This is a genomic window from Halorhodospira abdelmalekii, assembly GCF_016583625.1.
Taxonomy (GTDB): Bacteria; Pseudomonadota; Gammaproteobacteria; order Nitrococcales; family Halorhodospiraceae; genus Halorhodospira; species Halorhodospira abdelmalekii.
In genome coordinates this window covers 1-10,739 of record NZ_NRRN01000067.1, presented here as the reverse complement: position 1 = coordinate 10,739, position 10,739 = coordinate 1, and the positions used below count along the sequence as shown (strand labels likewise).

General features: G+C 55.5%; 11 protein-coding genes. All 11 read right to left on the bottom strand.

The window, feature by feature from the left end:
* Positions 1–175: 175 nt before the first annotated feature.
* Positions 176–439: a DUF2442 domain-containing protein gene (locus tag CKO15_RS12425; RefSeq protein WP_200196786.1), complete on the bottom strand. Its 264-nt coding sequence runs from the start codon at positions 437–439 to the stop codon at positions 176–178.
* A 7-nt stretch (positions 440–446) separates the two neighbouring features.
* Positions 447–713, bottom strand: a complete 267-nt coding sequence (dhiT, locus tag CKO15_RS12420; RefSeq protein ID WP_200196784.1) for a type II toxin-antitoxin system toxin DhiT — start codon at positions 711–713, stop codon at positions 447–449.
* Positions 714–839: 126 nt separating this feature from the next.
* The gene (locus tag CKO15_RS12415) at positions 840–3,512 is read right to left on the bottom strand and encodes a DEAD/DEAH box helicase (RefSeq protein ID WP_200196782.1); all 2,673 of its coding nucleotides are present in this window, start codon (positions 3,510–3,512) and stop codon (positions 840–842) included.
* A gap of 2 nt (positions 3,513–3,514) precedes the next feature.
* Complete coding sequence (locus CKO15_RS12410; protein ID WP_200196779.1) at positions 3,515–5,335, bottom strand: site-specific DNA-methyltransferase; 1,821 nt, start codon at positions 5,333–5,335, stop codon at positions 3,515–3,517.
* The gene (locus CKO15_RS12405) at positions 5,335–7,119 is read right to left on the bottom strand and encodes an ATP-dependent nuclease (protein WP_200196776.1); all 1,785 of its coding nucleotides are present in this window, start codon (positions 7,117–7,119) and stop codon (positions 5,335–5,337) included. Before CKO15_RS12405 ends, CKO15_RS12410 begins: the two co-directional genes overlap by 1 nt.
* A 128-nt stretch (positions 7,120–7,247) precedes the next feature.
* Entirely contained in the window at positions 7,248–8,105 is an 858-nt protein-coding gene (locus tag CKO15_RS12400) for a hypothetical protein (protein ID WP_200196775.1), read from the bottom strand.
* A 559-nt stretch (positions 8,106–8,664) separates the two neighbouring features.
* Complete coding sequence (locus tag CKO15_RS12395) at positions 8,665–9,192, bottom strand: TIR domain-containing protein (RefSeq protein WP_242464783.1); 528 nt, start codon at positions 9,190–9,192, stop codon at positions 8,665–8,667.
* Between the two features lie 87 nt (positions 9,193–9,279).
* Entirely contained in the window at positions 9,280–9,516 is a 237-nt protein-coding gene (locus CKO15_RS12390; protein WP_200196773.1) for a type II toxin-antitoxin system RelE/ParE family toxin, read from the bottom strand.
* Positions 9,513–9,737 (bottom strand): addiction module protein, encoded by a 225-nt coding sequence (locus CKO15_RS12385; protein WP_096409437.1) that lies wholly within the window; start codon positions 9,735–9,737, stop codon positions 9,513–9,515. Before CKO15_RS12385 ends, CKO15_RS12390 begins: the two co-directional genes overlap by 4 nt.
* A gap of 44 nt (positions 9,738–9,781) precedes the next feature.
* Positions 9,782–10,132 carry an addiction module antidote protein gene (locus tag CKO15_RS12380; RefSeq protein ID WP_200196771.1) on the bottom strand — a complete coding sequence of 117 codons (351 nt, stop codon included), beginning with the start codon at positions 10,130–10,132 and terminating at the stop codon, positions 9,782–9,784.
* A gap of 8 nt (positions 10,133–10,140) precedes the next feature.
* Positions 10,141–10,431, bottom strand: coding sequence for a type II toxin-antitoxin system RelE/ParE family toxin (locus CKO15_RS12375; RefSeq protein WP_200196769.1), 291 nt, complete (start codon positions 10,429–10,431; stop codon positions 10,141–10,143).
* Positions 10,432–10,739 lie beyond the last annotated feature (308 nt).

Below are 10,739 nucleotides of genomic sequence, written 5' to 3'. Positions count from 1 at the left end.
GCCTTTCCCACCGGATCGCGCAGCTTCTTCAGCCACTTATCGAATTCTGGTGTGCGGAGGAATGTATACATCCGCCAATAGTATCCGTCTGGATACGGCTAGTCAATGCCCGAGAGGATTCCAACGCCAGCGCTAACCGGATGCCGAAGGAGCGCAGCGACTGAGGCAGTCCGTGTTAAGCGCTTTGTTCGGCATTACTGTTTTCAACTGGTTTCAGCCCGGCCAGCAGCGTTTCTGGCGCAATATCCTGTTCATGGGGCCACGTAACAGCGCCAAACACAACGTCGACCTGGCGAAAGTACGATTTATCTTTTAACTCTCTAAAAACGCCGTGCTCTAAATATGGCTTGAGATCAAAAAGACCTTTCCTTCCATCTTCCAGTTCAACGTAGATTTGATAGTCGTCCAACGGACGCACTTTCTTCACATCCCAATACATACTCACCTCACAATGGATCTATCTTGTATGGGGTCTCTCCGGCCACCGCCAACTCCCAGTCAGCCACCAGTTCATCACGATGCAGCTCGATCCAAGCTTGAACGAGGCGCAACTGTTTCCTTGGAAGCTCTCCTGCGAGTATTTCACCATCGTACAGTCCGACTGACGCTTCGTGCTCCCCATAGCGCGCATGGATGTGCGGCACGCCATGGTGCTGGTTATCCAAGAAGTACATCCGGATGATGATCCCGTAGAACATTGAAATCACGGGCATATATTCACCCCTCTATGTGGATATCCCTATCATTTTGGCACGTCCCCATAGTCCCTGCCGAACGCCCAGCGTAACCGGCCGGATTTGGAGCGCCAGCGGAAAACCCGGTCCGCGTTGACGCTGTTGTTATGTGCATACTGCTTCCTGCCTACGGATGCCTTCGTCCACCAGCGCCTGCTGCCAGTCCTTTTCCATCACCATCCTGAACCGCATGGGTTCGTCCTGGTCCTCAAGCGCAAGTTGGCCAATGGAGGCCGTCACATCCGCGTAGCGTGTGAACAGTTCGAACAGCTTCCGCTTGTACTCGGTATCGTCGTTACCTTTGAGGTGATCTCCCTTGGTCTCCAGCACCGAGAAGCGGAACTTGCCCTCCTCGACGCCATGGACGCACGCGAGCAGGTCAGGGTACACCCGATGCCGCTGCCAGCCCTGCAAGCCATAGGAACGCTGATTGACGGCGATTCGGTGCCACCAGTACACGCATTGGCTTTCATCCAGATACCAGGCTGTATTCTTCTCCAGCTCGTTGAATTCCTTCTGGTACACCTTTTCAAACAGGCTCTTCTCTAGTGGCTCACCGTTCTTGCGATAAAGCAGCGGGTCAACATCAGACACGTCGATTTCCAGGGTCTCGGCAATTTTCCAGTTCAATGCCGGGTCATTGGAGGCGACCAGTCGCAGGGCGATTTCCCCGCTATCAAGCTTTTCTCGAAACAGGCTTTCGGCCATGGCGTTAACCTGCTCGCGCAAGTCGGCCTTCATGGTCTGCACGAGGTCCAACCGATTCACATAAATCTGTTCATCGGTGACGCCTTTGGCCCGCAGGGCGGCCAGGGTTTCGTCCAACAGGCGCATGCCCTGCCAGGGGTTGGGCACCACATCGAGTAACTGACGCACCAGATAGGGGGCGTCCAGCCCTTCATCGGGTAAGGCATTAACCGCCTCCTGCTCCAGTTCGAACACCGTCTGGCCGGTCTCCTTGGCCTTGCGGTCCAGGGTGACCCGAGCCACCGTGCGTTGCAGCTTGTCATCGTCCATGGCGGCCTTGTCCACCCCCAGAAACTGCAATGCCTCCCAGTCCAGTGCGCCCAGCACATCACGGTCGTAGTCCAGCGGGCGGTAGCCGTCCGGGGCACTGGTGTCCCGGTGCAACACCCGCGGCAGGAAGATGGGGGGCAGACCGGCGAATTTGTCCCGCCGGTGAATGGTCTCGCGGCGCATATTCTGGGGCTGGCCGCTGCCCGGGTCCACGGATTTGACGCTGGAAGCCAGATCGGCCATGCCTTCATCCTCCAGCCCCTTGCGCACTCCATTGACCGCCTCGGTGACATCCTGATCGAAAGTAAACACATAGCACTCGTCCAGCGCGGCCACGCCGGTGGCCTGAGCGTGGGGCTGGCGCAGCACGCGGCCAATCATCTGCGTCAGTGCCGTTGTGGCCGTGGTGCGCGACAGCACCGCCAGGGCATAGGCGAAGGGGCAGTCCCATCCCTCGCGCAGGGCGTCCTTGGTGATGATAAAGCGCACCGGCGAGGTAGAGGATAACAGGTCTTCGTCGGCCAATTCGTCATCACTGGAGGTTTTCAGGCGGATATGCTCCTCCTTCACCCCCAACTGATCGCGCAGGTATTCCCTTGCATCTTCGGCATGCACCAACCCACCGTCGCGCTGCTCCTTACCGGTGCGCTCCACACGAATCAGCACAATGGGGCGGATATAACGCCCGGTCTCGTTCTGGAACGCCAGCGCCGCCTGCTCCAGCTCCTGCTGTTTGGCGTGCGCTAGTGTCAGGGTGTGCTTCCAGCCGCCCTTGCCTTCGTTGATCACGTTGATGGGCAGCTTGATCATCTCCTCATCCTTGAGATCTGCCCCCGGCACATTGACCAGCACATTGGATTGGTGCTTGTTGTTCGTATTGGGTGTGGCGGACAATTCCAGGATAAAGCGCGGGTTGAACCCGGCCAGGGTGTCACGGGCCGTATCGGAATAGGCCTTGTGGCCTTCGTCGATCACCACCACCGGGCGCACCAGCCGCAGCACATTGCCCAGGCTCTGTTTGACGGAAATCGAATTCGGCACGATGCCCTCGGCAAAGCCCATATCCGCCAGATCGTTCTGATCCAGGTTCGGCACCCGATCAAGCAAAGCCCGGTTGGCCTCGCTGTCGTCTTCCACCGGGAAGAAGGAGGTAAAGCGGCCGCTGTCGCGAAACAGACGCAGGGTTTCCTTGGACTTGCGCGCCGCCGAGGGCAGCATCAGCAGCATGACGCACAGCTGGCCCTCCACATCCCGGCGGGTAAAGGCATCACTCTTTTCCAGCAATTTCACCCGCCCGCCAGAAGCCCGTTCCAGCATCTGCCGGTAGGGGTGCTCGCGGTTGGCCAGTTGCTTCCAGGTCTGCCGGTAGATGGCCTCGGAAGGCACCACCCACAGCACCAGCCCGGTCTGGCGCTTGAAACAATCCGTCTGCACCCGCTCCAGCGCAGCCGTGGCCAACAGCGTCTTGCCGCCGCCAGTGGGCACCTTGAAGCAGATATTGGGGATCGACTGCCCCAAGCCATCGTGCCGCGACAGGTGCGGCGCCACAACAGGATTGCCATTCTGATACAGATACGGCAGAAGTCGCTCCGTGTTGAGCTGATCCCAGGCTTCCCGGCAATAGTCACCCAGGGGGGCGGTCTTGCCCTTGCTCTTCTGGAACTCGACGAAATCCTCTGCCTGTTCGCGCTGTTCGGCCAGTACCGTCAGATAGCGGTCCAGCTTGCTCAGTACGCCTTGTTGGTATTCCTTGAGTTCCATGCTCAATCCCCCAGAATCCGGTGGACAGCATAGGGCAACTGGCAGAACTCGATGCGCCGAGCGGTCAATTCCTTCTGGCTCATGAACTTGGCCACGGCAAACACAATGGCGCGCTTGCCGCTCTGGTTGCTCTTTTCAATGGCCGTCACCCGCTCGGCATTAAGCGCGGCGTCATTGGAACGCAACCACTCCTTTTCCGGCTGGTAGAACAGGTGCACCCGGAACAGATCGGTCTCGCCGATAAAACCATCGGGGGCGGGCTTGCCAACCTTCTCCAGCGACTGCCCAGTGGCAGTGTAGAACACATAACGGGCCAACGCCTCGAAGCTCGGCAGCCCCTTGCCGGTGAGCAGGCTTTCAATGTCGATTGGATCACCCAAGGTGCAATAGGTAAAGCTGCCGCCCAGCCCCGGTGCGGTTTTCTCCACCTTGCGCTCGCCGGTCACGGTGAGCACACCATCCTTAATCTGCTTTTTGATCTTGTCGTATTCGTGGCCGTGCAGGTTCTCGATGGAAGCGACATACTCCAGCACTTTGGCCTGTTTCTTCTCGAAAGTGCTCCAGGTGATGTTCTCCCGGTGCAGCTCCTCGCGCTGGGTGCCGGTGTAGGGGTAGCCATTGATTACGCGGCGCACGCGTTCGGCGGTGAGGGTATCGGCGTAGTCTTCGCATTCGACTAAGATAAAACGACGGTTTCCGTTGTCCTTCTTGTTGGCCTCCAAGACCGCGTGAGCCGTTGTACCTGCCCCCGCAAAGGAATCCAGAATGATGGAATCTGGCTTAGTTCCGAGCTCAATAACTCTTTCCACTAACGCCACAGGCTTCGGAGTAATAAATACATCTTCAGAGCTCTCGAAATTCAGAATTTTTACAAGCGACTGCTTTGCCTCTTGAGTATGCCCCACTTGCGAGTAATCCCAGAATGTCTGTGGAACCCTTCCGTCCTTAACCTCCGACAGGAATATTTTCGGCGCGGGAACATTGTTGCCGTCTTCGCCCCACCAAATCCGTCCATCCCTATCAAGCTCCCATAGCTTCTCTTCAGAAATTCTCCAATAAGAGCCAGATGGGGGCCCAGGAATAACCCGCCCTCCTGGACATTTAATCGAATAAGTGCCTTTACTGTAAAAATTTCTTGCTGCCAGATTGTTGGGACGCCAGGGACCCCTGGGGTCTCCTGTATCCCTGTATGCAGCATTTTGCTCATCACTTCGCGCCAACAGGTTTGGCACCCATCCTTCAGAATGTTTCGCATAGACCAAGATATAGTCATGGTCCTCCGAAAAATGCCGTGCACTACTCTTGGGTGCGTAATTTTTTCTCCAAATTACTGTGGAAATGAAGTTCTGTTTGCCAAACATTTCATCCATCAACGAACGAAAGCGATGCACTTCGTTGTCATCAAGCGTAATCCAGATGCTCCCGCTATCCGAAAGAAGATCGTATAGCAAATTCAATCGGGGCCACATCATGCACAACCACTTGTCATGACGCTCCAGGTCTTCCTTGTCCACCGGATTGGCCGACTTCTTCAGCCACTCCTTCATCAGCGGCGAACGTACATTGTCGTTGTAGCACCAGCCCTCGTTGCCGGTGTTGTAGGGCGGGTCGATAAAAATGCAATCCACCTTGCCCGCATGGGTGGGCAGCAGCGCCTTGAGCGCTTCCAGATTATCACCGTGAATGATTAGGTTATCGTCCAGCGAGGGCTTTTGCCCCTCAGCAGGCAAGGATTTTTCAGCCACCACCTGCAATTCACGAAACGGCACTCCGAGGTGGTGGGAGTAAACAAACTGCTTGCCCTTGAATTCCAGCGTCGGCATTAAAAACTCCTGATCCAGTCAAAGCACGCCTTGAAGGCGGGCATCTGTTGTTCAATGTCGGCCGCGCTCATATCGCGCAGCCGCTGCTCTTGTTCGATAATGGCGTCTTCGCCCTTGTCGTCGGCGCCGGTCACCTGTTCAATGCAGCCTTGCGGCCAGGCCCACACGCGATGGGTCTGGAGGGCATGTTGGGTCTGCTCGGCAAGGGCCTTGCCTTCGTCGTCGGCCGAGAAAAGCGCCCAGGTATCAGCGGCCATGCGCCCGTTGGCTTTATCGTTTTTGGGCAAGCCGTTATCGTGCAGCGTAAAGCTGTGGTCGGCTTGCAGGCGCGCCAGCGCGGATTTTACCTTGTTCAGGTCGTCACCGTCCCGTGGTAATAGCCCGCCGGAACGGGCATGGGTATAGGCAAAATCCAGATCCACCACGGCACAGGCGGCAATACCCATGGCGGCCATGACCGGCAAGGCTTTGGGGATATTGCCGCAGCCGCCGACGGACACAAAGGCGATATGGTCAATATCCGGGGTGATGCCGTAAAGCCGCTCGTAAACCAGCGGCAGCAGGCGTCCGTCCGTCTTGCCCTCGCAAATCACCACCCTGTTGGCAAAGTAGATCTCGGCCAGGTTGCCCAGCTCGAACAGGGTGCGCGACTGGCTTTCGGCGTTGCTCAGCGCCCCCTCCACCGCTTGGCGCAAGGGCTTCTGGGTGGTCGCACCGGCTTCTGCGGTTTTGCCCACGATCACGGTATCGGCGGCGTTGTCCCGGCTGAGCATCAGCGGGGAGTGAGTGGAGAAGACAATCTGAAACCCGGCCTCGGCGAGATGGGCCAGCGCCTGCCGCAAGCGCCGCACCCCCTGGGGATGCAGATACAACTCCGGCTCGTCGATCAACAGCAGGCGGCGCGCCGGGCGGTTGTCGTCCTCCTTGCGGGTCTCCGAGAGATAGCGAATCAGCGCCATCTGAATGGCCCGCTGAGCCCCCGTACCCATCTGGTCAAAACGCCGCCGGTCGCCGGTGGTTTTGTCGGTAACATGCAGATCCCCGGCCTTGAAGAATTCCTTGACATCGACTACCTGCAAATCCAGATCAAGCGCCAGACCGGGGAAGAAGTGGGTGAGCGCATCGGTGGCGTCGGTGTCGAACTGCTGCAAATGATCAGAGCGGTTATCGCCATCGGCGGTCAGTACATGGCGAATCGTCTCAAGCGCTGTGTTCAACTCGGCGTGAGCCGCCAACAGCGGCCCCATGATTTCATCCAGCAGGCCTTTGATAGTCGTACCGGCCTTGGCCTTGCCCAGATCCTCGCCGAGATCGTGCATGGCCTGCACCACCAGTGGTTCCGGCAGCAAAACCGACACGGCCTGGGGCAATCCCGTCGGGTAATCGCGCCAATGCTCCGGCAATTCGTCGCCGTGGCATTGTTCTGTATCCCACACTTCCTTCTTCACGGCGTTCTTTCCCGTGCCGTTGGCAATCACTCGAATCCACAACCGGCCATCGCGGCAATAGGGCTCAATGGCCCTGCGATGCTTCTGCTCGGGAATGCGATCCAGTATCGCCTCACTGATACCATCAATACAGGCCGCGACTTCAATCGGTGATTTGGGATCGGCAAAATCGGCAAGAGACAGCGCTTTTGGTTTCAACACCCATTCGATGGCTTGAAGAATAGTGGACTTGCCGGTGTTGTTCTGCCCCACCAGCGGGGTATAGCCCTCGAGTGGCAGCGACACATCACGGCAGGCCCGGAAATTCTTTATGACAAGGTGGCTAAGGCGGTGCATCCATACCTCTGTTGTTGTTCTGATTCATCACGTTGAAAGTCACATCCACGCCACAATATTGGGCCGAACATAACGACTGCCATCAGCCGCGCGAGGTACGAGCGTCGACTGAATGGCATTGTTATACATCAGGCCCATGGCAGGGCCGATATTGCAGCATGACTGCCCAGATATCTTTCAATGCGCTTTCTCGCCCTCGCATCAAGCTGTGCACCAGCATTCTGATGCCTGTCATTGAGAAAGCCCGCAGTTTTCGTGAGCAGCCAATCGGTGAAATCTGAACTCTCTTGGCGCAGCAAATCGCGCACCACCCTGCCAAAATGGTTTTCACTTGGGTCAATTACTTCCGCGTGAGCCGCTTCATAACCTAGAGAGGCGAACTTTGCGCGATCACTTTGCGTTATATGGCCTTGATTGTGAGACAACGTGTGTCGGATCTGAAATACCGCTTGCAGAGCAATAACACGTGGTCGCAATGGATTATTGAGATTGCTAGGCATGTACCTTTTTGAGCCGATGAGCATGTTTGTAACATCGTCGACATTATCAAGTTTATGGAAAAGCCTATGCTCAAAGATAAGCGAAGCAAAAGATGCTGATCCCTTCGCCGCCCAAAGCACTTTTGCCTCCACATCACCTTTTATCTTTTCTGGTGGAACATAATTACGCAATGCCTTTGCGAGTCCGATGAAGGAATTCTTGAGAAGAACCTCAAAGGCATTTATCGCTTCAAGCAATGACTGCTGCTCTGCGTACCAGCGGTACTTACGGTAAACCCCGTCTTTGGGGCCTCGGCCGTTGGGATCAAGCTGTCGCTTCGCGTCTAAAAGTTCGTTGTGCCTAGAATCAATCCATTTAAGGTAACTTTCCTGGTGCCGCAGTTGCGCCTTAAACTGTTCAACGGCAGTAAGATCCACCTGACGTGCAAGGTGGCGAATAGCTTGCGCCTCGGTCGTCGCGATTTCTTGGCGATCGACAAAAGCCACGACATTCGTTGCTCCTTGCGGCCTGGGCACCTATGGACGTCCTTCTGATGTATAACGTTGAGGTCAGCGGCGCGAGGTACGAGCGTCCGCTGAAGTGACTTGTTCAGTAGCATTTAAAGTAAGTACTTCCATGCAATTCCAACCATTAGCCCCAGAGTCAAGTAAAACGGCCAAATAGAAAATGATAGCAACGCCAAGAAGAATGACCTGAAAGCGTCGCCATGAGGCACGATGGCATATAGGTCGGTAGAAGCAATCCCTCGGGAATGCAGCTTCTCTATGAACTGGTTATACGCACCTCTGAACCTCCTCTCCAAGGAAAGGTAATACGTATCCAAAGCCAGAAACAAGATTATCGGTATCAAAGCAATCGCAGCATAATGGGGACTATCCTTGTCGATAACGAGCACCAGTATTGCGGATACGATCGCGATGCACCACCCTTTGCAGGATGCGCTATTCGTCGCCATCCTTTGAATGACAGACTGTGCGATTCCGAGATGCGCTTGAACGGCGTCGGAGTTCTCGTGAAATCTCTTATCATTATCTGTCATAGCCATTAATTCCTATTTCGGATATCGATGGCTTCCTCAATCCAGTCAACAATATTCTCCTTGATATGGCTATACACGTTGGTACTGCTTGAATATGGAGGATCATAGGCTTTTACAATGCTACTGAGCTTCTTGCCATCGACTGTAAAATCATCAAAGGGATTCCTTCCTTTTTTCGCCTGATCCCCATTGAGGTCCTTTAGGTTATGTATGCAAACGCCAAGCAAGCCCTTACCATCTTTCCACCCCTTCTTTATTTCATACTTTATCCACTTTCGCCCTGCAGTTCCCGCACCGATTAACACGACGACGCAAGACTTCCCCTTCATCTGTTCGTTGATCCAACGCTCAACAGCGGCATCGCCGCCTTGGGTTACTGACTCCCATTCATTATCACTAGCCAGTTTATTTCCCTCGATTGCACCAATGTTTCGAACTTGGGACGCCCGCCAGTTATCCGGCTTGTAGTGAAAGCTTGAAAAGATTTTCCTAGGCATATTGCTTCCTCCTGTGTGCTGCTGAACGTCAGCCATCAGCCGCGCGAGGAACGAGCGTCGGCTGCATGGCCTTGTTCGGCAGTCAGCGACGCCCCTTCCAGTACCCAGGGGCCCGGTGCAAGTTCATCGAAGAGTTCCCTCTTCTTCGGAGTAAAGCACCCCATACGGGAATCTTCGCACCAACGCCCTCCGGACTTCTCCATCAAACACCGGCCATGCCTGTGGATAGGCGACAGCGCGTTGAATTGCTGAATAGATCTCAACGGAGAGGTCATATCCGAGGCCTGGCTCGATCCCTTCGTAATATTCGACAGCCTCTTCAAGCTCGCGCTCGGCTTCAGGATGGAGATGAAAGCTCATTCAGCCCGGTCCCTCCAGATCCTTGCAAACACCTCTTCACCAGGAACGCTCTCCACCGCTCCGGAGCGAACCTCTTTCAAACGCTTAGCTGTCACCGCCGCCCACTTCTCATCAATCTTCGATTCCGGCGGATTTAGGCTGCGAAGGAGCGAATCAACTACGAGCGCCCTCTCCTCCACCGGAAGAGCCTCTGCATCCTGAATCAGATCTTTGATATTCATCCAACACCTCTCATCGAAAGTCTCTTACTGCCGAACGCTAGCGCTCAACCGCGCGAGGAACGAGCGTCGGTTGGAGCGCCTTGTTGGGCATTATTTGGAATATGCACAGCTTCCGCGTGCAACTTCAGACCAAGTGCCGTCATGACCTTAAGAATTGTGTCAAACCCCGGAGTCCGTTCACCAGAAAGCGCTTTGTATAGGCTTTCACGTGACACGCCTGCATCACGTGCCACTTGCGACATACCTCTCGCACGAGCAATATCACCAAGGGCCTTTGCAATAAAAGCAGCGTCACCTTCTGCCTCTTCTAGGCAGGCTTCAAAATATGCCGCCATTTCTTCAGGCGTACGGAGATGCTCAGCAACATCGTAGCGGGACGTAGCTGTTTTTTTCATGGGTCATCCTACAGATTGCGGGCAAGGCGTAGTGCGGCCTTAATGTCTCTTTGCTGGCTTCTTTTGTTACCGCCAGCCAACAGGATCACTAACTCACGCCCTTGCTGTTTGTAGTACACCCGGTAACCGGGGCCATAGTTGATTCGCAACTCAGAGACTCCTTCACCTACTGGCTCGGCGTCTCCCGGATTTCCTGCTGCCAATCGCTCAACTCTCGCCAACACTCGGGCACGGGCACGAATATCACGCAACCCATCAAGCCACTTGACATAAGCTTCCGTTTTGCGAATCTCCATCATGCTACGAAGCGTAGCCCGCAGGATACACCTTGTCAATCACTATTATGCAGCCCAACGATTAAGCGTTTATCTGGTGTGCGCGCTGCCGAGACGGCCTGTTGTCGCGGGGCTCCCGCGCACAGACCAGATAAACGGTTGTTGGACTAATCCGCTCCCGGCACGGCGTGGCGGTCGGCGCGGGGTAAGCGTCCGGTAGATCCCGTGTAGCCGAACTTTACTCGGTGCTGGCATGCTCTCCGCAAGCTTGGGTTTGCGGCGCCCAGTTATAGGGCAGCAGTTCGTGGAGGCGGTTAACGGGATGGTCCTGG

Excerpts from the sequence above, each read along its gene's own strand:
- CKO15_RS12425 (WP_200196786.1), bottom strand. The coding sequence starts at position 439 with ATGTATTGGGATGTGAAGAAAGTGCGTCCGTTGGACGACTATCAAATC.
- dhiT (WP_200196784.1), bottom strand. The coding sequence starts at position 713 with ATGCCCGTGATTTCAATGTTCTACGGGATCATCATCCGGATGTACTTC.
- CKO15_RS12415 (WP_200196782.1), bottom strand. The coding sequence starts at position 3,512 with ATGGAACTCAAGGAATACCAACAAGGCGTACTGAGCAAGCTGGACCGC.
- CKO15_RS12410 (WP_200196779.1), bottom strand. The coding sequence starts at position 5,335 with ATGCCGACGCTGGAATTCAAGGGCAAGCAGTTTGTTTACTCCCACCAC.
- CKO15_RS12405 (WP_200196776.1), bottom strand. The coding sequence starts at position 7,119 with ATGCACCGCCTTAGCCACCTTGTCATAAAGAATTTCCGGGCCTGCCGT.
- CKO15_RS12395 (WP_242464783.1), bottom strand. The coding sequence starts at position 9,192 with ATGGCTGACGTTCAGCAGCACACAGGAGGAAGCAATATGCCTAGGAAA.
- CKO15_RS12390 (WP_200196773.1), bottom strand. The coding sequence starts at position 9,516 with ATGAGCTTTCATCTCCATCCTGAAGCCGAGCGCGAGCTTGAAGAGGCT.
- CKO15_RS12385 (WP_096409437.1), bottom strand. The coding sequence starts at position 9,737 with ATGAATATCAAAGATCTGATTCAGGATGCAGAGGCTCTTCCGGTGGAG.
- CKO15_RS12380 (WP_200196771.1), bottom strand. The coding sequence starts at position 10,132 with ATGAAAAAAACAGCTACGTCCCGCTACGATGTTGCTGAGCATCTCCGT.
- CKO15_RS12375 (WP_200196769.1), bottom strand. The coding sequence starts at position 10,431 with ATGATGGAGATTCGCAAAACGGAAGCTTATGTCAAGTGGCTTGATGGG.